Here is a 25,108-nt window from a genome sequence, read left to right as displayed (position 1 = left end):
CCATCTGCCGAGCCGAAGTGCCGGCCCACAGCACACGGCCGTTTCCGACGAACATCCGATCGCTGATTTGACGGTGTTGCACAAGGATGAAGTGCTGGTGCTCGCGCACCAGTTCGTGGGCAGAACCGTCCAGGAGATCGCCGATCGCCTCGGGGTACCGGCGGCGGATGTCCTCGATCACCTTGTGGAGGCGCGGCGAAAGATCGGCGCACCGACCGAGAAAGACTTCACCACCCGAGCGGCATCAGCGATCCGCGCGCTGGTCGAACAGCTTCAGCACATGGCTGCCGGACAGTTGTTCCGCCCGGCCGAGGTCTCTCGCGTAGCGGCCGCGCTGGACATCGTCGGCAGCACAGCGCTGATCGTCGCGGAAGCGCTGCGCCACGAGCTCATCGATGAGCCGACCGACGTGGTCACGAACCTCACCGCCCTCCTGTCGAAGGCCGAAATCGAGGTACTCGCGCACCGGCTCAACGGTCGTACCACGGGTGAGATCAGCGCCCTACTGCACGTCCCATTGCTCGCTGTGAACAGGCACCTCGACAGCAGTATGTCGAAGCTGGGCGTACGCTCGGAAGCCGAAGCAGCGGCGAAAACAATCGGCGCACTGGACCGGGACGGCCACACAGCTGCTGCCGGGCTCGCCTGGACACGGTTCGGGGATTCGGTCCGGTCACACGGTATCGATCGAAGTTTCACCGCTATCGATTCCATCGACGTCACCGACAGACACCGGAGCGGGCCCGGCCGGATCAGCTACACGATGCCGATGGCCGGTCGCGACCCGAGCGGGGCCATCACTTTCAATACCGGCTCGGACGGCACACCGTGGCGACGGAACAGACCCGCCCAGGAAGCCGAGGGCGAGCACACACCCGGCGCGCCCGCGGTGCCGGTAGATCCGGAGCTGCTCTCACAGTTCCGCGATGCTCGCAGCGCGGCCCGCGAGCTGGATCGCGAACGAGTCCGTAACGAGGCTCGCGCCGAAGACCGGGCCAAGATGAGCGACCTGAGCCTGCGAGCACTCGGCTCCATACCGGCCACCATCGGTGCATCGGGTTTTCTGGCCGGCTCCAACCTCGCGATGCTCGAATACGGCGCCTCGATGGGCACGCTCGGCATGGTGGCCACAGCGACTCAAGGCGCCGGCCTGCTCACCCAAATGGTGGCCGCGCCCATCGCCGACCGGAAAGACCCGCGCGAGATGCTGAAATGGTTGGCGCGTGGCGGATTCGCCACGATGCTCACCGCAGGTGGTTGGGTGATGCTCGATCTGCCCGGCTCTTTACCGGTCATGATGGGCTCAACCGTTCTCATTTCGGCCGCAGTAACTTTTGCCGCGCCGATCAATTTCGTCTATGCGGAGAAGTTGGCCACGAAATCCGAGAGTGAGAAGGCCGGGAACTATAAGCTTCTGGAGAATTCTCTGGCCGCATCGGTCGGCAAGTCCACAGGCGCGATCCTCGAGCAGATATCCGTCGTCCTGCCGTACGGCGCTCTCGCCACCGCCTATGTGGGCTACCTCGCGGCGCTTCGGAACCTGCCCTCCAAGAGCCCGGACGATGACAGTAGCGAACCGACAAAAATCCTCGATGGTGCGCGCGCTATTGTGCGTGATCCGTTGATGCGCGCCTTCGCCCTGTTCAGCATTCCGTCGGTGTTCGCAATCCAGGCCGGCAACCTGCTTCTGACCAGCCTCATCGACACGAACAATTACTCGGGGGCAACCACGGCTCTGCTCTTGGCCGCGAACAGCACCGGAGGTGTAGCGACGTTGCTGGCAGGGCTTGCACCGCCGGTGGCGAGGTTGATGGAGCGAGCCAAGTTCGAATGGACACTCCCGATCGCGACAGGGTCGCTGGGAGGTGTGATGTTGACGTACGCGTTCACCTCGGATGCCAAGACAATTTGGATCGCTTCCGCGATCGGCGGTGCGCTGAATACGGTCAACAACAAAGCCTTCAATACGTACTTCAGGAAATTGATCCCGACGGCCGCTGCCGGCGGCGCATTCTCGACCCTGGCCATCATCGGCACCGGAGGCGGTATGCTCGGTGCCGCTGTCGCCGGCAGCGTACTGCTGCCGCTCGGCTCCCAGTTGACCGGTCTCACCAGCGCTGCCATTTTCGCCGGTGCGGCTGTGGGCGGCGCGGCGCTCGGATACGTCGCCAGCCGGCCCAAGCACAACCCGACTCCCGAACAGTTCAGACTGCGTCCGCCACCGCCACAACCGCTCCCACCTGCCGGCCCGGCCACCGTTCGCATGATCGACGGCGCACCGACAATCGAACTCGAAGCGCCTTCGGTCCTCGCCGACGGCGTCTACCACGTAACTCTCGCCGACCCCAGCGTGCCGCAAGCCCCGGAAACGCCGCCGACAGCACCGGACGAACGGCGCCGGGTATCAGGCACAGCCAATGTCCGCATGGTCGACGGCACACCGGTAATCGAGCTCACTGCCCCACACAGCGTTCCCGACGGCACCTACACATTGACCTTTACCAATCGCACCACCGCACCAGCGCCGGAAGCCGAAATCCACACCGGACAGCGGCCGAGGGACCCATCGCAGGCTTCCGAGAACACCGAGCCGCGCACCCACCGCGGGCCGGACACTGTTGCCATCGATCTCGACCCCGAGGACCAGCAGGTCCCCCCCGGCGATTCCGGGGCGCCCGTTGCCGGTCCCCGCGTATCGGATTCCGATGCCGGTGCCGACGGCGTGGCGGTGGATTCCGGACCGGTGGCAACCGCCGGCGGCAGCATGCGGGGCCGGGCCGGGACCGCCTCGAGCACAGATCACCGCGTACCCCGAACGTTCACACCCGACTATCTGTCCCCCGCCCCACAACGAAGTCGCGAAGAGGCTCACGCAGTCCGGATCACAGTCGGTTCGGCTGTCGACGCGGCCGGGGTGACTCGCGCACACGTTCTGGCCTCCCAGCACGCCTACCGCAACCTGCCGGGTGCTCCGGCGAATCTGGAACGGTTTCTCCTGAACGATCTGGGCCCGCGGAAACTCGGTGATTGGCGGGCCACACTGGCCGGTGGTGAACCCGGAATATTTGTGGCCACAACGCCCGACGGCGAAGTCGCCGGCTTCGCGCAGGTTCGGATACGCGCAGACGGAGCGGGTGACCTCGACGCCTTGTACGTGAGTCCCGAATGGCACGGAACCGGAATCGGCGGCCGGTTGATGGAACGTGCCCGCAGCTATCTGGGCGAGGTCGATATCTACCTGAGTGTCGTCGAGAACACCGCTGCCGAAGAAATGTACCGGCGGCGTTACGGTTTCGTCGACGTGGACGATGCGGCGCCTGCCGACCCCATGGAGCGCACGCCGCCCCCGCTGGCGGCCGCAGGGATCACCGCACCGTTGAACCAACTCGTCCTCAGAGCGCCGGGGCTGTCAGGTGGTGATCAACGCGGTGAACCCGAACGTCTCTCTACCGCCGGTCAGGCCCCGGTATCCGAAGCTGTGGACGAATCGATGTCCGCACGCAGAGGCGCCGAACGCCCTTGGACCGTAGATGCTTTCGGTCCGCACAATCCCGATCCGACGAGTCGCGATACCCGACCGGAATCGGCACAGCGGGTGCGAGACCGAGAGCAGGCGCGGTCTGCGCTGGCCGACCGGCTCGGACTGCCGCCGAACGCGGTGACCGCGGGGTCGGTACGGCTGGGTCTCTCCCTTGTTGTGGAGCAACTGCAGACCGTCGCGCCCGGCAAGGTGTCCACTGTCGATGGATTCGGGCTCGCGCTGTGGATCGGCAAACAGCTCCGCCTGCACGCCGATCAAGAGAGAGCTACAACCAGCAAAGAGTCGTATGCCAACCTGGATATGTTCGACCCGGCAACCACCACGCCACCGGTACCCGGACACCAGCCGGACCTTCTGCACCAGAAAATTTTCGACGAGCGGCGAAAAGTACTCGACCATGAACTTCAGCAGTTACTCCGGTTACGGGAACTGGGCCCACCGCGTCCAGCTACCACCGGTGTGCTGCTGGCAGAGCTGCACTGGGCCGCCGAGCTGACGGGTTCATCGGAGCTCGCACAACTTGCCGACTACAGTGAGACCCTTTTGTACGACGCTACCGAGCAGCGCATTCCGCCTGCCGGAACGTCGACCGCGATAGAGATTCACGCAATGCGCAACCAGCTGTCCCGGGCCTTGGGTATCGAGCCCGATGAGGTGACCCGCGAGCTCGCCGCCGCATGGGCCGCCGACAGCACTGTTACTCCGCAGCTGCGGCACTTGGCCGAACGGTACCGCGAGCTGACCCCGTTCCAAGCGATGCAGAAACCCACCCGTTCCGATGTAGCTCTGCTGGCAGGAGTCGGCAGGCATTACATCAGCAGTATCTTCACCGGCAAGTTCGGCACGAAGCAACTGTGGCACGGCGAGACCACCCAGCGAGTTCTCGCCGCTGCCCAACACCTGGGCGTACTGCCCGGTCGAGCGGATGTGACCGCCCTCATCGATCCGGTCTATGTCACGCAACGTTGCCGTCCGGCACGGTGGGTCGGAAACGAGTTCGTTCCGGCGCAGATCAGGCCGCAGCCGAGCCGGGGCGCGGTCGCCGACGCCGCGGGCGCCGCCGCGGCGACCGTCCGGGACGCGGTGAAAGGTATCGCCGCACTCGATGATCTGCGGCTGATCCGCGCGGCCGCCGACGAGGTCGGGTTCTGGTACCACCCGCGCGGACCGATGGGAACAGCCGGCTACCCCCGGTCGACTGCAGGCCGGGAACCCGAGCAGGAGCGTGGCACAGATCCGGTCGCCATCGACCTCGACCCCACCGACCCTGCACAAGAGGCTCTGGAACTACTCCGGCCAGGAGCATCGATCGAAGCTCTATTGCCCCACCGGGATGCGGATGATCCGGTGCGAGATGCGCGCGAACGTGCGGCACGTAATGCCCGCTGGTGGGAGTCGCTGAGCCCCGTGCAACGGGTGCACATCAGCCACAAGTATCCCGCCGAGTTGGCACGTGCGGACGGGCTTCCTCCTTCGGTGCTCGACGAGGCGAGCCGGGCGGCGATGCTGAAACGCACCCAGGAGTTCTTTTCCCGGCATGCCGAGCTCGACGCTCCACAACGTAGAGAACAAGCGAATCTCAGGGATGCACGGCACAACCTGGCTGTCGCCAAGATGGCGGCCGATTCGATGGTTCCGAAACCGCCTGTGCATATCCTGTCGGTCGATGCCGCTGCCGGGCGGGCAATGGTGGCATACGGCGATGCCGACAAGGCGGAATCACTGCATTTGTATGTCCCGGCCCGGTCGGCGGATCCGACGGACCTGACAAATGGCCTGGAAAACGCCCGGCAACTCTTCGAAGCGATCTCGGCGACGTATGCAGGGTCGACAGCATTGATCGCCTGGCTCGAATACGGCACACCGGCCGACCGAACCGATTCCAGCGAGCAGTATCGCAGCGAAGCACGTGGCGCCCAGTTGGCACGCGATGTCGCGGCGGTCGGCGGCCGCCGTGCGGCCCTCTCGGAGCTGGGCGGGCCATCAGAGCCCAGCTACTACGTCGTCGGCCCTGGCAGCGACTCCGCGGCAATAGCATTCGCGCAGACCCGCGGCGGCTGGCCCGATACGACAACGAGTCCGGCGGCGCAGGCTTCGACCTCAACCGTGCCCGCAACACCGGCACAACGCCCTGTTGTCATGGTGCCGATCGGTGGGGGCCGCAACAGCACGGTGTATCTCGCGAAATTCAGAGGCGAACCCGAGCTGTTCGTCTTCAAGCCGATCTCCGGTGAGAACCCGCGGATCGACATTCCCCCGTCACGGCAGGCACCACGGGAAGCGGTGTTCTACCAAGGGGCACGGATTTTCGGACTCGCCAGGATCGTTCCGGCAACGTCGTTGTACGACGCAGGGGCGGGCCAGGGATCGTGGACAACGTATGTGCCAGGGCTCGGCGACCCGCGTCCGGTGCACCGATACTCACGAACCGACCAGGACATACTCACCTACCTCGACTACATATTCGGGAACGTCGACCGGGGCGACAACCTGGGAACGCTGAAAATCGCCATCGACGACCGGGATCACCCGTTCTACCCCGGCCCCGGCGAGGAAGTCCTGGTCGAAGACGGCTATATAATCCTTGCCATCCCGTACGACCATGGTGGCACATTCGGCACCGATGACAGGTCGTTCACCACAAACAGCGACCGACAAGCAGCCGACGCGGGAATCAGGCCGATCCTCGCCAGCACCCCCTTTGTCGCCGAGGCACTGGCATCGAATCGACCACCCCATCCGTGGATCCTCCGGAAGCTGCTCGGGCCTGACCCAGCCCACGTCGAAGCGATGCTGGCCGCCAGTCCGCTCGAACGATCGGCGATCGACCTGACCTTGGCTCGGATGAACGAGGTCCAGCACAACGGTCGAAAGTATCTGGAGGGTCGCCATAATGGCGTGCTCATCACCGGCGAGACGTGGCTGGATCTGAGCCGACCCGGTCCGAGCCCCGGATGGCTGGTACTTCGCCCCACACGCCCCACCTCGCAACAGGCGAACCAGCCGGTCCGTGACAATCCGTCCCCGGAGGAACCCGCACGGAAGCCGTCGATAGCGCTCGGTTCCGGCACGGCCGTCCCCAGCGCCGACGACGCTCTCGACGGACCATTCCGGCGCCACGCCGGACGCCGCAACCCCACCCCGTGGGCACCACTCCACATGGACGGCGGCGGTAGCACCCGTCGCCGACCTGACAACTCCGAACCACGCCCGAACGGCGAACCCGACACCCGGGCCACCTCAACCGAAGCTCCTGTACAGCAACGCGATGTCACCGCTCCGACCGAACCGCGACCGCAGCAGCAGGACCCCGTAGTGTCCGAATCAGCGGCGCCGGCCAGAACGGACGCGCAGCACAACACCGGCGCGACCGCGGATACGGCACCGCAGTACCACACCGTAGCGCACAGCGAACACCGTCCCTACACGCCCGAGAGCGCCGACGGTATCCCGTTTCAGTACCTCCACTTCGATGCCGAGGGGCTGCTGTGTGATGAAAGCGGAGCTCCCTACAGCTCAACGAGTGACGACGCGCCGATGGCCTCGGGCGATGTCTTCTTCTTCACCCACGACGGGATTCGCACCGGCCCTGGATATCACGAAGAGTTGTACAGCTCCTACCCCGAAGCAGGCCATCTCCCCTTCGCCTTCGGGCACTGGCACATCCGTGACGGACGCATTACCACACTCCATTTCGGCGCCGGGTTCCTGATTACCTCTTCAGGAGACCCGAGGTTCATCGCCCAGGCGTTGCACTACCTCACCCGGCATATCGACCTGGCCGGCATCGAGATCGATGACCAACTGCAAGGCCCCCTCTGGCGAACCACGAAACCGCCGGGTATGCCGACCGTCGACCAGCTGATCGAACGGCGAGGCATTGATCCACTCGAAAACGAATACGACCCGGGTGAATTCGGTGTCGATCGGATGTTCTCCGGGGCCACCGCCGACTTCTCGGTGAGTGCTGAACGGTTCGAGGTCGTCGCTGATGGATTGACGATCGTCCTGGCGGTGCAACCAGTTCTCGGCGCCCCGGGCCGCTCGACACTGCACCTGCGTCGGGAAGGTGGATCCACCAGGGCCTATTACACCGATCGCGAACTCGGCCCGGAGCCGGACCGAGTGGCTGCGGCGATCGAGGCCATGCACTCACGCTCGGTTGCGCCATGGCTCGCAGCATCGGGAGTCTCGTTCCTCGGATTCGAGCAACCTACGCACGAGCTACCCTCGTCCGAGCCAGGAAAGCAGCGAATCGCAGGCGACGACCCCCGACTACCGCAGGACCTGAAGCAGCTGCATGACAGAATTCCCGACGATACTGCCGATTCCGGCCCGAGTGCCGCCGATCCCGGCCCCGCAGCGGGGCGCCTGTCGGACTGGCTCGCCGAACTGAAACGCCGCGCCGACTCGTCGACGGTGGTACTGGCCGGTTTGGCGAAGATATGGGATTTCCTCCGGTTCGACGAACAGTGGGTGCTCGACCCGGACACGCAGTACCGAGCCATCCTGGTGCCCAGCGACCCGGATTCGGGCACCGCGGCGTTCCTCGCGGACTGGCTGGCCGAGCACCCCGAATACCGGGATCTGCCGATCATTTTCTCGGGTCACCGCCCGCCGGCCCCCGGCTCCGCGCTCGAAGAGCCGGTCCTTTTCCAGCAGTACGCGCAGCAGCACGGCCTGTGGCAGGACTCGAACGTCTCCGACCGGATCATCGTCGATCGCGACGCGCGCAACACCCGGCAGAACGCGGAGTTCTTCCAGGAGGCGCTCAGCACGCTTCCGGGCGCCGATGACGGGTTGCCTGTGATCGTCATCACCCCGCCGCACCACTCCCGTCGGGTGGCGGCCACGATCCAGCAGCACGCACCGGCGGTGGGCCCCATCGCCAACGTCTCGGTCGATATACCGGCGGCCACCTACCTACGGGACGGGCTGCGCCGCGATCCCGCCGAACCCACCCCGATCGACAACCTCACCGTCGCGATGCTGCTCGAGATCAGAAACCTGGTGGAGCTTTCCCGTCAGGGCGATATCGCGGCGCAATACGTTCCAGGCGCGGTGATATCGGAGTTCAATCTGCTGGGAGCGATTTTCCCCGAGGTATTCACGCGCGATATCCGCTCGGTGGTGGAAGCCGCGCTCGGCCGGGGCGACCGGGCGGACGAGGCCGTTGCCACGATCCTCGACCGGGCACGTGCACACGTATCCGAGCTCCTGGCGGATGGCAAAACCGCAACACTCGGTGCCATTCGAGCAGGCACGATCGGCCACTGGGCCGCGGAATTCGGCACCGCGGCCGCGCAGCACCTCGGCCCAGGAGCCGCGCCGCTGACACTCACCACCGGACTGGACTGGGCTCGCGCGCTGGGTACGCTCGACGAATCCGACCGCGCCCGCATCGGGGCAGCAGTGATAGCGCACACCGGACAGGGCGAATTCGGCGATCGAGCGTCCGAAGCGGCCGCCGCGCTACAGCGACTGGCCCAGCAGCTCATGGACTTCCGGCAGGACGTCCCCGGGCGAACGACCGAACAGGGCTCGTTCGTTCTCGACTTGGAGAGCACCGACGTGGCCACGCTGCGGCAGGCGATGGAGGACGGGCGAACGAGTTCGGTCGCCGTGGTCGAGGAATACCTACGTCGAATCGAGACCCTGGACAGGTCCGGACCTCGGCTCAACGCCATCCGGGCGTTGAACCCGGACGCGTTGCGCGACGCTGCACGGTTGGACGCTGAACGAGCCGCGGGCCGGGTGCGCGGGCCACTGCACGGTGTACCGGTTGTACTCAAAGACACTGCCGATGTCGAAGGTATGCCGACAACGGCAGGTGCACTGGCACTGCGCGATTCCTATCCGGTTCAGGATGCGTTCCTGGTGTCCCGGCTACGCGAAGCGGGGGCGGTGATCCTCGGAAAGACGAATATGTCGGAACTCGGCAACTTCCTGGCCGAGTGGCCACCGAACGGTTACAGCGCGCTCGGCGGGCAGGTGGTGAATGCCTACGCTCCCAGCGTAGAGCCATCCGGCTCGAGCAGCGGCTCGGCTGTCGCGGTCGCGGCGGGGCTCGCAGCGATCGCGGTGGGCGCTGAGACGGGCGGCTCCATTATCGAACCGGCGGTGCACAACTCCGCAGTCGGTGTCAAGCCAACGGTTGGCTTGGTGAGCCGCACCGGTCTCGTTTCCTTCACGACCGGACAGGACACCGCGGGTCCGCTCGCGCGCACGGTCTCCGATGCGGCCGCCTTGCTGACCGTGCTCGCCGGCGTAGACCCCGAGGATCCGGCGACCGAAGCCGGTGCCGCCGTCGCCGATATCGATTATTCGGCCCAGCTGAGCACGGATGCCTTACGGGGCAAGCGCATAGGGATAGTGGTTACCGCGCCCGGGGGCGTTTACCGAACCTCGTCGGCCGCCACTGCTCTCGCCCTGTTCGCCGAAGCACAGGCCGTGCTGCAGGCACAGGGCGCGACCCTTGTGCCGGTCACTGTCGCCGACCTCGGCATCGACACCACTTTCACGTACGAATTCAAGTCACTACTGGAGAGCTTCCTCGCCCGGCACCGGGCAGATGCGCCGATTCGGACATTAGGCGAACTGATCCAGTTCAACAACGAGCACGCGGACGCAGGAGCGATACCGCACGGCCAGCCACAGCTCACGAAGGCAGCAGCGACCGATCTGAGTGACCCTGCGACATACGCGAAGTACATGGCTCTGCACGATCATCAGGTGCCGGCCTTCCGAACCACGATCGACTCCACACTCATCGCGCACAAGCTGGATGCTGTGCTGGCCCCCCAGCACAATTCGGCTGCGTGGGCCCCGCAAGCCGGGTACCCGGCGGTCGCCGTGCCGATCGGATACGACCCCGTCAACAATCATCCCTACGGTATGACCCTGTTCGGCACCGCGTTCTCGGAGGGTTCGCTGCTGGCGATGGCCTACGCCTACGAACAGGCGGCGCAGGTGCGCCGCCCGCCCTCGGATTTCAACCCGGTACTCGCGGCCGCGGTGAACTCCACCATCGGACCACCCATGCAGCCGAAGGCGCCCGTGGCAACGCCGTGGCGCGCCAAGGCCGGTCAGGCACCGGTCGACCGGCCTTCGGACACTGCGAGCGATACCGAAACGACTCTGGTGTCACTCGATCGGACACCACGACCGGAATCGGCGGGCCGGGAGAACGAACGCCCGGGCGCCGAGCCTGATTCCGGCAGCCCGATGGCGTACGAACCCAGTAGCGACAACCCCGATAACCACCCGCCCGGCAGTATCGATTCTGCCACCAATCCGGTGATCGCCGCACTACTGAGTCCCACTACATCGCCGGCTTTCGATCGGTTCGAGGCCGAGCACTTCCTGCCGGCGTTCGTACACGCGATGCGCGTTCAGTCGGTGGCCATCGACACCATTGTCGCGAATCAGTCCACGTGGACCGTGAAGAATACCCTGCACCCGTTCATCGATTCGGGGCGGTTATTGGGCGCGGTGAATCAACTGTTCAGCGAGAAGGCCGCGGTGGACCGCGATACCGCGACGGCCCGGCTGGAACCGGCAATCGCCGAGTTGAAGGCCGCCCATAAGAGCCGGGTGCTCGGCGATCCAGGCCTGGCGAAGATCTTCGCCTACCTTCACGAAAACCGTAACGATCTCGATCTGAAGGAACGCGACCGCAGCTATCTGGAGCGTAAATACCAGGCCTTCGTGCACGCGGGGGCGTATCTGCCCACCGACGGAGACCGGCGGGCCCTGGCCGAGATCAACAGTAAAGTGTCCGATCTGCGGACCGTGTACAAGGACAACCAGGAGAACGCGGCAAAAGACTTCGTGTTTCGCGTGACCGACGCCGGCGAGCTGAACGGTCTGACACCGGAACAGATCGAGAGTGCGCGAGCGCGAGCCGGTACATCCGGCGGATATCTCCTGCCGAAACCCAATGGGGCCAGCTCCATCTGGCATCCGTATCTCGCCTATTTCACAAACCCCGAGCTCGGGCGGCGGCTCTACGACGAGGTCGCGGCCTTGGCAGTCGGCGGTGCATACGACAATTCGGCGAATGTTCTGGACCAGGTGGCGAACCTGGCCCGGCGGGCCCGGATGACCGGCCACGAGAACCATGCCGACTATGTACTGTCCGGCGGGATCTTCGATTCGGTGGAAACCATCGACAAGATTCTCGGCCGGATCGCACCTGCGGCGGCCACCGCCGCCAGAGTCGAGCTCCCACTTCTCGCGGCGGCCATCGGGGCAGACACGATCCAACCGTGGAACCGGCAGCGGGCTTTCGAGGTTCTGATGCAGCAACGGGTCGGCATCGATACCCAGCGCGTGCGAGAGTTCTTCGAGCTCGATCGCGTTCTCGAGGACGGTGTATTCCGGCTGGCGAAAGAACTGTTCGGACTGACCGTCACCGAGTTCGGCGCGGCCGAAAAGCCCCCCGTCTGGCACGAGGACGTCCGCGTGTTCGCTGTCACCGACGAAAAGGGAATCCACCGCACCGACTTCTACTTCGATCCGTACTCGCGGGAGGGCAAGAACGGTGGTGAGTGGACCGATCCGATCCGGTTGAAGCACACGCAGGACGACCAGCCTCCGCTCTCGGGTGTGCACCTGAACCTCGAGCAGCCGGTATCCGGTGCGCCGACCAAGCTGACTCCGCACGAAGTGAGCACCTTGTTCCACGAGTTCGGGCATGCCCTGAATACATTGCTGGGCGAGGGCACCTATGAGCCGGCCGAACGGCATGTGGTGTTCGGCTGGGTCGAGTTCGTGGCCAAGGTGTTCCAGCAACTCTGGAAACACCCGGAGGTGCTTTCCCGGTTCGCGGTGCATCACGAGACCGGGGAACCGATGCCGGCCGAGGACGTGGCGAAACTCGCGGAATGGCACTCGGCCTACCGTGGTACCACCACCGTTTTCCGCCTGACAGGTGCCTATATCGACAAGGCATGGAGTTCGCTTTCTCCCGAACAGATCCCGCCGGTTCCGGTCGGCGCGCATGCTCGTGATGTCGTCGCACAGTTCGAAAAGGATGCGCTCATCGAGGCGGGTATCCACCTCCCCGAGATCGGCAACCTCTACCCGTCTCAGTGGTTCCGCCACCTGTTCGGCCAGATGGGCGGGTTCGGAACCTACTTCGGCCAGTACTCGGCGTATCTGCTCAGCGATGTACTCGCCCAGATCGTATTCGCCCGCTACATCGACCCTGCCCTCGCGCAGCACGGAATCTCCCGCGAAACCGGGAAAATACTGCAGGAGAAGATTTTCCATCCCGAAGAGACCGATCTGGCCGGCGTGGTACGCCAACTGGTCGGATCGGATCCCTCGGTCGAACAGTTCCTCATCGCCGAAGGTCTGCTCTGGGCGGATGCGCTGGTCAAGCTCGATCCGCAGGCCACCCCCGAATGGCTCACCACACCCGCCCTTCGCCCGCCGGAAACCGACCTCGCCTCGTGGTGGAACACCGAGCTGACCGAGAACGAGCGGACAGCAATGGTCGCGGCCTTCCCCGGTGAAGTGCTGGGCATGGGTATCGCCCATACCCAGGAGACGGTGCACGCCGCCACCGAGCGGCAGCGGACACGACTCACCTATGCGCGGGAGGCGCCGGTTCCCGCCGCAACCACGCCCGCTGCCGACGCCGTGCGCGAGGCGGCGCCCGTACTGCCGCCGGACACCGGACGTGACAGCCCCCGGTCCGACAAGAGAATTCGTCCCGGACCAGACCTATCGCGTACCGAGGATCGCGATCCGGTACTCGCGGATCTCGATATCGTTCTCGGCGCGACGGGGATCGACGAATGCGGACTCAGTGAATTGGAATTCGCCCGCAAACACTTTGCCAAACAGCATTTCGAACGGGAATTCCCCGGAAGGAACATCGACGATGCCACCGAGGAATACCTCGACACCCACAGCCCGATCGACGCCCCCGACGCAGACACCTCCGCGCTCATCCGTCAAATCGGATTCCACCCACGCGAATTCGCTCAGTACGCCAACAGTGCATACGTCGAATATGCCGAACACGGAGACCACGATGCCGGAATTCCGACCGTCAACGACCTCGCCGACCGGATCGAAAACCCCGACGACCCGACATCACTCGTACTTCTCACGATCGACTACACCGACCAGAACCGGAACACCACCGACAGCCTCTTCACCGTCGATGCACATGTCGTCACCCTTACCACCGACGACGACGGCAGCTTCCTGCTCCACGAACTCCGACGCAACACCGACGGAACCATCGTCCGCGACCACGACGGCACCCCTCGCACGGACCTCTACCGCGGCGTACAGGCCCATTACCGGCTCGCGCACCACAACCGGGAAGGCAAACGCTTCTTCGCCAACAGCTACCTGACCGAGGGCCCGCACGGTGCTCACCTCGTTCGCGCGCACCACCCGATCGATCGGACAACCTGGAGCACCGATACCTGGAAGCAGACCTCACACCCCGGCGCGCGTCAGGGCCGCGACCGGATCGGTGAAACCGGAGACCACGGACATGAGGACACACGACAGCAGAAGGCGCCAGATGCGGTAGTCGAGGCCGGAGCGCAGCACAAAGGCGCTGGGAATGCCCGGGTCGACCCCGGCAGTGCACTGGACACCGAGCCGAATTCACCCCAGGACAACGTTTTCGAGGCCGAGACAGCACTCGACAGAGGCGACGACGCAAACAATGTGCCCCGCGGGCACGAACGGCCGTCGGCCGACGCGGTGAGAGCGATGCGGGGGTTCGCATCCGAACTCGTACACGGCGCCCCGGCCGAAGTCGGCATAACCGTCGAAGAGACGAGACCCGACGAGCCTCGAGTGTTCCACATGTCCTTTGCCTCCGGCCGGTCCGCGCGCGCCGAGCTGGGCGCCGACGGCACCGCAATCGTCGCAACGACGTGGCGCAAGGAAGATACCGACGGCGGAGCCGAGCCAGGAGCGTTCCACAATCTACTCGCCGGTCTCGCGGGTCTTCCGGACCTGCCGGGCTACAGCCAGCTCCGGAACCTGGTGCTCCACATGGCAGAAGTCCAGCGTGCCGACGACGCGAAGCAGCCCGATGATGCACGAGGGCAGATCGAGATCGGAGGGCGCGCGTCGCGCAGCGGATTCGGACCCGAACTTCGTTTCGTCGCAAAAGCTTCGACGTTGATCAGCGAATTCGAGGTGAGCTATGACGAGACCATCGCACCGGTGATCCGTCACTCGATCGCGGTGCCGACAGGTACAGATCCCGGAAAGATCGCCGAGCTCATCACGAAGAACATCGAGGCGATCGACCGCCCCGGCGCAGCGCGCCCTGCCGGGCAGCAGATAGTGGAGTGGCTGACGGGCGTGGCCGGGCTGTATCACGTCGGTGACGACGTGGCCGTGGCAACGTCGATGCAGTTGACGATCACCAGTTCCGGTGAAATGGGAGTCCGGACGATTCACTGCGAGGCCACCGATGCGGTGTCCGGCCGCTCATACGAACACACGATGCGAGAACCCGTCGCCGTCGCCGTAGTGGCTGCACAATCCATCCAACACCGCACCACGGGGCCGCTCGGCCCCGCCGATATTCGTGCAGGCGAGCCGGTCACATATCCGGACCGTGCAGCACTGAACACCGCACTGCAACAGCTGGAGCCCGGAGGCTGGATGCGGCTGACCGAGCACCGGCGGCACGCCACGGTCGACTTCGAAGTACATCTGCGCGACCGGACGCCGACCCTGGTCGATCCGCACCGCGGTACCGCCGTACCTTTCTCCCAGTACTTCGCTGGATTCGATACCACCTGGCAAGCAGTCCTCTTCGATCAGTCCGGTGAGCCGCTCCAGCCGACGCCGGCATACATACAACAGCTGGCACGCCAACGCACCGTCGCATGGGAACAGCTGGACCTCGATCTGCCCCACGACCACACGCCCGCCGCGTGGCGTGCGGTGATTCACCCGCACATCCGGCTCGGCAGAACCGAGATTCTCGGCATCGACGCGTCATTGGCTCGCTTGCATCGGGATACACTCGCCGGCCGGATTGCCCTCGCCGAGCCGCTACTCGCACAGCGTGCCGAAATCGGCGAACGAGTCGACGCCTTGACTCGGCTCGACACCGTAATCGTGCGGCACGAACGTGCCTTGACCCGATTCCTGGCACCTGCCGGCGAGCTACTGCTCACCCAGGAGCTCGCCCGCCGGGACGGCAAGTGTGTCACCCCCCAAGTCGCACGATTCACCCCGGAAGAGGGTGAAGCACCCGAACTTTTGGTCGTCGCCCCAGCCGGGGGGCATATGCGGGCACTCGAGTCTGCAACCGCCGTCGACAAGTCCCTGGCGGCCGCATTGTGGAGCGGATGGCGTGTGCGATACACCGAAATCGGCACCGGCCCGTCCGGCGTGCAATTCTTTCCCCTCGATCGTGAGGAGGTGGAACGGGAATACCGAACGGCGTTCCGGAAGGTTCTCGGCCTGCGCTTGCTGGACGGCTACGTCAAGAATCGGCGTACCTCTCTCGAGCGGGAGAGTCTGTCGGACTGGCTGAGACCACTCGATTCATCGCTATCGAATATCCTGCAAGACAGATGGTCTCTCCTGCGTCCGGAACCGCTTGTGATCGCTGCCGAGCTGGCGTTCGCCGGAATCTCGAATGCGGCGGCAGTCCTCGCTACCACGCCGCTTCCGGATCGGCAGCTGGTCCCCATCGACGCCGGTTGGCTGGGTGAGGTTGTCGTCCCCGTCGAATTCCGCGAGCAATCGGCCCGGACCCCCACCGCTGGATGGGTGATATCCGAACCTGGACACAGCGGCGATATGGCCGATCTGATGGCTCGGCAGTTCGCGCACCTCACACCACGCGGACTCGGTTCGCGTTCGACATTCCGCGACCTCGACCAGCTACGCCGGGCGGTGGAGAAAGCTCTCGACAGCACCCGAGCGTTGCCGAAGCCGGCGCGGGCGAGCCGGCTGACGGACTGGATGACGACCGCCGAAACGATCACCACCGAACTGCCCACCGCAGCTCCGAGCGCCCGGATGAACGACCTGCCGGACTCCGAAGAATTCTCGGCGTGGGCACGCAGGAGTCTCCACGCGGTACTGCGCACCGTTTTCGATGAGAACGCGGCCGCCGAACTGTATGCCTTGGCCGCTGACTGGCTGAACACGCCCTTACTCGAGCCGGAACCCGCCTACGAACACGTAAACGATCTAGGCAACGTGCCAGTCGCCGACCTTCAGCAATGGCGCCGAACACTTCCTGACGTTGAGGTGCGCATGCGCCGGCTGGGATTGGGCGTCGCGTACGAACTGCTGCGCATCGGCCTCGACCGCGCGGTTCGAGTCGGAACCGTAGGTGCGCAGGTGAACGCACACCTCGAATCATCCCCCGCGGCCACATATTCGTCGATACCCGCGGAAGGCGGGCTCAGCGAGCTGGAGTTCATCTATAACTTTTACCCCCTGGCTCCGGTCACAATGCCCGACGCGGATACCGAAGCAATTCTGGCGCGAACCGGTTTCCATCCGAAAGAACTCGCCCAGTATGCCCGCGGACAATGGATCGAGGGGACCCTGGATCAGTTCGTCACGCGCATTGCCGATACCGACGATTCGTCCACTCTCGCGCTGATCGCGGTTCGACCATCCAACGCGCGGGCCGAACATATCGACGGACACGTCTTCACCATCCTGATCGACCGCCGTAACGAAAACGGGTTCTGGCTGCACGAACTGCGTCCCACGCCCGAGGGCACGTCGGAGGAAGTCGAGCTCCTGGGCGAGCGTGCGTACCGGCGCCTCGCCGAATTGCAGGATGCCGAAGATTTCGACCCGATCGTGCACGCCATCATCTACGACGAGCGTGGCCGCCCTGAAACGCTTCCCGGCACCGACGGGGAAGAAATGTTCTCCCCCGGCACCCGGCTCGGCCGCGTCGACCGGCCCGCCCCACAGCGGGCACTGGACCTGTCCAATGACAGGAGCGCAATAGGATCATCCAGCCGAAAGAGCATTCAGGGCCCGAGCGCCGCGGCTGCGCTAGAAAAACCGACACACCCAGCCGGACACCAGATCGCACAAAGCCCCGGCACTGCCCTCCCCAACGCCGACGACGCACTGGACAACCCGTTCCGGCTACACGCTGGGCGCCGCAACCCCACCCCATGGGGTCCCCTCCACATGGACGGCGGCGGCGGCCCCAGAGAGATTGGGGGCGCGGCTCGTTCCAGCAGCGACGGCCAAGGCCACGCAGGTCGTGCTTCCGACTCGATCGAGGGGCTCGACCCCGCGACGAATCCGGTGTATGCGGAGGTACTGAACCCCACTGCGACCCCGGCTCTCGATCGGATGGAAGCGGAGCACTTCCTGCCCGTATTCGAATACGCGATGGACCTGCAGTGGAAAGCCATCGAAGCCATTTCCGCCGGCCCTGCCGAGGACGCCCTGCGGCCGTTCATCGAATCGGGGCGGCCGCTGGATCAGGTGAAGCGGCTGTTCAGTCAGAAGGCCGCGGTGGCTCGGGACGCCGCCACCGCGCAACTGGAGCCCCGGATCGCCGAGCTGAAGGCAGCTCATACAAGCCGGGTCCTCACCGCTCCTGGCTTGGCCGCGATCTTCGCCTACCTTCATGAACACCGCGGTGATCTTCCACTGGGCGAGCGAGACCGCGCGTATCTGGAGCGGAAGTATCGGGCCTTCGCCCGCGCGGGCGCCTATCTGACCTCCGATCAGGACAGGAGAGTTCTCGCCGCGATCAATGCCACGGTGGCGGATCTGCAGGCAACGTACAAGGACAATCAGGAGAAAGCGCTCGAGAAGTTCGATTTCCGGGTGGACGACCCCGGGAAGCTGACAGGGCTGACTGCTGACCAGATCAACAGCGCCCGCACGCGTGCCGGCGCCGCTGGGGGGTATGCCGCACCCAAACCTGACCAGATCAGCTCGATCTGGCTTCCGTGGCAGCTTCTGAGACACCCGGAAACGATCCGCGGGCTCTACGAGAAGACTGCGATGATGGCCGTCGGTGGTGAGCACGACAATTCGCTGAATGTACTCGCCCAAGCCGAAAATTTTGCTCTGCGTGCCCGAATGACCGGTCACAAGCACCACGCCGACTTGATTGTGTCGGGCGGGATCGTCGATTCGGTGGACACCATCGAGAAGGTTGTCGCCGATATCGCCTCGCCGGCTGCCCACGCCGCCAGGATCGATCTTCCGATTCTCGCCGCGGCCATCGGAGTAGACGAGATCGAGCCGCACCTCCGGCAGCGGGCCCTCAACACTCTGATCGAGCAAAGAGTCGGAGTCGATATTCAGCGCATGCGTGAGTATTTCGAGCTAGATCGAATACTCGTGGATGGCGTGTTCAGTGTCGCGAGAGACCTGTTCGGGCTGACCATCGAAGAAGTCGACGCAGCGAATAAGCCACCGGTCTGGCACGAGGATGTCCGGGTATTCGCGATCACAGACAAGCACGGCACCTCGCTCAACCATTTCTATTTCGATCCCTATGGGCGGGAAGGCAAGAACGGTGGCGGATGGACCGATCCGCTCCGGACCAAATACACACCGGGTGGACAGCTTCCACTGATCGCTGTGCACATCAACGTCGAGAAGCCGCCGGACGGCAAGCCCACATTGCTGTCTCCGTACGAGGTGCGGTCCCTGTTCCACGAGTTCGGACATGCCTTGCATTTTCTGTTGAGCGAAGGCACCTATGAACCGGCCGATCGTCACGTGGTGCTCGGCTGGCTCGAGTTCGTGGCCAAAGTGGTCGAGCAGCTATGGAAGCACCCGGATGTACTCCCCCGGTATGCGAGGCATCACGAGACGAACAAGCCGATGCCGACGGAAGAACTGGCAAAGCTGGAGGAGTCGCTGAAGGCATACCTGGGCATCCCCACTATTGTCGGACTCTCCGGTGTAGTCATCGATCTGGCGTGGACCACGGTTACTCCCGAACAGGTACCGAAAGTCCCGGTAGGCACGAATGCCACCGACATCGTGGAACAGATCCAGAACAACGCGCTCGAAAAATATGGTCTCAACTTCCGCGAGTTCGGGAATCCCTATCCTTCCCAATGGTTCCGGCACCTGTTCGCCCAGTCAGGCGAGTTCGGGACCTATTTAGGCCAGTACTGGGCGTATCTGCTCAGCGACGTTCTCGCACAGGTCGTTTTCGCGCGCCATATCGACCCCGCCGTCGCACAACACGGAATCTCGCTCGAAACCGGCAAGCTCATCCTGGATCTGATCTTCCGTCCGGAAGAGACCGAGTTGGCGGCGGCGGTCCGCCGGCTGGTCGGAACGGATATATCGGTCGAGGCGTATCTCATCGACCGGCGTCTGCTCTGGGCGAAGGCGATGCTGAAGCTCGGTGCGGAATCGACGCCCGAATGGCTCACCACACCGGCCGTGCAGCCGCCAGGTACCGACCTCGCCGCATGGTGGCATACCCGGCTGACCGAGAACGAGCGGGCGGCCATGATCGAGGCTTTCCCCGGCGAAGTGCTGGCCATGGATATCACCCACTCATCGGAGACTGTGCGAGCCGCCACCGAACGGCAGCAGACACTACGCGCGTACGCGCAGGAAGCACAGGCGGCGAAGGGTCCCGTCGATACCGATACCGCACCAGTCGTTGCCGAAACCGGTACCGGAAAGCTGCCCGAACCGGCCCGGCGGAGCACCAGCTCAGTACCCGAGCACGTACGCAAGTGTCTGGTACAAACCGTCCGTACCACCTGGGCGGTCGGCTACGACAATGCGACCGTTCCGAACGACCTGGCCGTCACCTGGGCAGAACTGGAAAACAGTTTCCATACGCCATTCGCCAGGATTCCCGCCTCGGAGCTCGGCGCCGCTGCCGCCGACGGCTCGGCCATCGCGCAGATACTCGACCTCCTCGAAGATCCGGACAGCGAGGTCGACACCGTGGTCTTCGTGGTCGACAACGGTGAACGAGCGCACAGCTTGATGGCGACAACGCCCGCCGATGGTGTCGCCGTCATCTTCGATACCGATCTTCCACAGCCCGAGACCGCACCGAAGAATCTTTCCGGCACACGAGATACGGCGCAGTACACACCCCGAGTCCGCACCCGCGAGCTCTGGGAACAAGAGATATCCGAGGCCCATCACGACATCCAGGCCGTTTTCGCGGTCGGCTTCACTGCGGACGGAGGCCGCCTTCGACCCATCCCGCAACACGACACCGAGGGCCCGGCCCCGGACCAGTACCTGCACGAGATCCATGGTCTTCTCGGCCTCGGCGCAAAGAAGCGATGGCCGGATCTCACCACGGATCTTCCGGATCTCGAGTTGCTGGCGGATGGGATCGCACGCAACAGATGGCTGGTCGGCAAACTCGAGGCCGCGCTCGGTGTGAAGCTGCGGTGGGCAGAAGAGTTCCGGGCACATATCGATTCGCTGCCGGTGGCAGCACGCGGCGAGAACACGGCAGCGGCCGAGCGGTGGTTGTCGGACCTGACCGAGACCGAGGCCCGGATCCGTGGACTGGTGGGCGGCACCGCACGACAGATCATCGATGGTGAGGTGGTCGGATGGGACCACGGTCTCCGGCTGAACACCGTATCGGGCCGTGAGGCCGAGGAACGCCTCCGCTATCTCCGGGCGGGACAGGACCTCCGGCTGGCGAGGTTCACACCACGGTGGGTGAACTGGCTCGACGGTTACTGTGATCCGGCACAGCATCCGAACCCGGCGATGGCCTATGCGACCGACTGGATGCGCGAGGCGAACCTGGACGGTATCTCCGCACCTTTCGGCACCATCTCCAGGGCGCGTACTTCATGGACCGATCTGCCACCGGTGACCGCGCTCTGGCACGACCTCGATGGATTGGTGGAACCGGACCCGGCCCGCGCACTTCATCCGGTGAAGGACACCGTATTCGCCTGGTCGTGGCTCTACAACCGGGTCTTCTGGACGATGGGACCCACTGTCCAGTTGCGCACCGCGGATCTACCCGCCGGTGAGATCGTCCGTGGTCGGTGGATCCATCAGGAACAGTATGTTCTGGTCGTCGACGAAAAGGCCGGCCGGGAACAGATTCGGGACGAAATCGACAAACATATGCGCCGGCTGATCAGCACGGGTTATGTGCCACGGCAGCCGCCGCCCGGAAATATCGTGCGCGGCAAGTTGCTCACCGCCGGTGTGGAGAACGCCGGCTACCTTGCGGGCGCGGGATTGGCGGCGGGGTTCGATATCGGTTTTATGCCCTGGCCGCTCATCGGCATGATGGTGGGCAGTGCAGTCCGCCACGGCGGCGGGATGATCACCCGATACGCGGCCACCAACAGAAAGATGCAGCGGGCAGTGCTGGCCGAACTCTACGAAGCCGCGACAGCGGGCGGAATAGCACCGCCCGCGCGAAAGATCGTCGCCGACCAGTATCGGACCGCCGAAATGCTCGGGGTGGTCGCGAAATCCCTGGGCCGTAGGCCGTTGCAGTACCCTGCGCCCGGGGAAGCGATGGAGCTGTCGGAGCAGCAGAGCGCCGAGCTCCTACAACGAGCCGAGCGTCTGATGCGTATGTTCCGGCGGGGAGTGGAGGAAGGCACCTGGCCACTGCTGGTGCCGGAGGATGTGGCGGCGAAGAAGTGGTTGAATGTTCATTTGCGGCCGTTGCACGGTACCTCGCTACCGGAAGACAACGGTGTGTTTCACTTCCCGCTGGTAGGCAATCAGTTCATGAAGGAGTCGACGGCCTACTACAGTTTCGCGGTCGGTGACAAGACTCCGAGGACCTACATGGACTTCCGGAACACCGGCCGGCTCGACGAGTTCCACCTCACGATGGTTCTGTGGCCCAACCTGTACTACGCCACCGATGCGCAGTTGGCAGAGGTGTTCTTCGACCATTTCTCCCGTTCGCTGTCCACCGTCGGCAGTGCGTATGCGGATCTGCCCGGAGTGGGAACACGAGCGAAGCAGCCGGCGATCGTCAACGGCGTTCTCCATGCGCCGGCCACCGCCGGTTTGGCGAGCATGCTCGGCGTCGAACCGCTGGCTGCCGCCATGATCCTGGGACGGGCCGGCGGTGAGTTCGGTGCGATTCCCGCCGACGTCTGGGCCGAATTGGCAAGCCTGCATCACAGCAAGAACACCTTCTACGATATGCAGAAGCGGATGGGTTTCGATACATCGACCGGGCTGGATTCCGGCCTCGGCGGGAACTCGCTCGAGCTGAACAGAACTCAGCGTGTGCAGCAGCAAGAGATCTTGGAAGGTCTCGGACTGCCGATGGATTCGGAGTCCGCGGACAGCGGTGTTTCGGACGAGAATATCTTGACCGTCGTGGGCCGTGTCGTCCGCGAATGGGCCGAAGGACACGAGGCGATCGACGACGTCCGAGTCGAGCTACTCCGCGAGACTGCGCTGACCGAGCTATCCGGTGTCGAGGTGCGGGACGTAGCAGGGGGCGCCGACGATGTGCGGCTGGCCACCCTTCATACGACCCTGCGAGACGGACGCCGGCTGGTTCTTTATGCCGCATTTTCCGTGAACTCGGACAGGGGTCTCGAGGTACCGCTGGTGTCGTTCCGAGGTGCTGATTACCACCGCGGTATTTCGCCGGACCGGGGTATTCGATGGGAACAATACCGGGAACGCCTCATCGAAATCCGGCTTCCGACGCAGTGGCGGCAACATATGTCGACGAACGACGAGGCGAAACTCCGCCGCACTCTGGACGATCTACTCGCCCGCGAGCGGGTGATGCACGGGATGCCGGTACGGGACCTGGTCACACGAGGTCTGGTACGTGCCGCCGGGGGCGATATCGTACCGGGCCTGCTCGCCTTGTTCGCCGGCGATCCCGCGGTGGCCGTTCGCGAACTCGCGAACGCGGGGATCACGGTGACCAACGACGGCCTCGGGGTCATCCGCAACGCGGTGGAGGAGCAGCGCATCTTGAACAACCGGGTGAGCGCCTATTCCCCGGCGCCTACCGCCCGCACTTTCACCGACGATTGGGAACGATCGCTGCGCCACACCTACGACAGCATCCGCGCGACCGCGGCACAGCTGCAACAAACCGCCGAGGCGAACCCGGACCACCCGCAACTGCGCGAACTGGCCACCACCTGGGCCGACCGCGCCGCAACCGCGGACAGACAACCGTGGGAACAGGTGGACGACGCTCTGGCGGCGATCGAAGAAGCTGTGGCCGACGATGATTACGCCCGAGAAGTGATCCGGCTCGGCACCGGCAATGTCGTCCAGGTGAATACCGCTCGCTCCGGTACGCTGCCGCCGCGCCGGGAGATCGTGGAGATACTGCCGAACATCCCCGGCGCCGGCACCTATCTGAAACCGAACCCCGACCAGTACGCCGATGTCGGAAGTTACCTTCTGTACGACCCGGCCGATCACGAGTCATTGCGTCCGCTGCTCACCGCCTGGTTCGCGCAATGGCACAGTTCACCATTCGATGAAATGCTCGTTCGCTCCCACGGAATGGATGTGACGGTATCCGAAGGCAGCGCGGTGGCGAACCGGGCGGCCGCCGGCCGCAACGAGGGCGGATCCTTTATCGGAGATATGTCGTACGTGGCAGCCGGTGCAATCAACGGTATCGGCCAGGCCGGGGTGGATCGCCAGTTCGCCGATAAGGAAACCCAGGCCGACCGGCTCTATCAGGCGTTGATGCACCGTGACATAGTGAAGCCCTCCAAACCGCTCGAGTTGCTCATGCATCGGTTCCGGTGGGAAAAAGAAAAGGTCTTCCGGGACATCGTCGCTGACCTCGTCGCCGCTGCCGAGCAGACCGGCGACGAGGTCCCCGACGCAATGATTCCGGTGGTCGAAGCCCTCCGGCGCGGCCTGGACGACACCGGCGGCGAGTACACCGAGCCGCAAGCGCCACGCGCTCCCCGCGGAATCCTGCGAGAAGGCACGGCGGATCCCTCTCTACAGCCACGACCGGACAACTTTCCCGGTCGTACGGCCTGGCAGGCAGAAGTACTGGCGTTCGCCGGCCACACCACCGATGAGCTGGCCGAGACGTTGGACGTGCCGACCGGGGAAGTACGCACAATTCTCGACGAGGCAATGGCGCGTACCCACCTGCTCACCGAGCGGGAAGTGGATGAGGCCGAGAAGCGTTCGCCGGGAGATCAGGACGACCGGCGGCGGCCGCACCTCCGGCGTTGCCTCGTCGACTGGCCGACAACAACGATCTGGCTGGCGCCACAGCGCACGGACCTGATGGCGACAGCCTGGCTGCGGCAAGTACTGCGCCTGTTGCGCGGATCTCCGGTGGACGAGAGGGCGCGGACCGGCGCCACCCCCTCGGAAATCGCGGTCCGGCGTGAACAGGAGATCACCGAACAGCTGCGGCCGAGCCTGGCCCGCATCATCGAGCTGTTCGGTGACGAAGCGTCGCACACCCTCCACACCGAACTGGAGGCGTCGTCCGGACCGGAGGCGGAGGTACGTATCCGGGCCCGGCTGGAGGAACTGGCGGATTACGCTGCTCAGTTCGGGCAGGATCAGCGCGACGGCCGGCCGCCGGTGGAGCTGGATCTGTGGACGAGTGATCGTCTGCCAGGATGA

The 25,108-nt window shown here is 64.6% G+C and carries 1 protein-coding gene (only partly in view); it reads left to right on the top strand.

Going from position 1 to position 25,108, the window contains the following annotated elements; genetic code table 11:
• Nucleotides 1-25,108, top strand: partial view of an MFS transporter gene (locus NS6_RS17780; protein WP_157112814.1) — the 3' portion only. Its footprint begins 12,974 nt before the window's first position; the window shows 25,108 of its 38,082 coding nt (coding positions 12,975-38,082); its start codon lies off the left edge, out of view; its stop codon occupies nt 25,106-25,108.

It is taken from the genome of Nocardia speluncae NBRC 108251 (genome assembly GCF_001613245.1).
Taxonomy (GTDB): Bacteria; Actinomycetota; Actinomycetes; order Mycobacteriales; family Mycobacteriaceae; genus Nocardia; species Nocardia speluncae.
The sequence above is the reverse complement of the archived record's forward strand: the minus strand, read 5'-3'. Positions and strand labels throughout refer to the sequence as shown.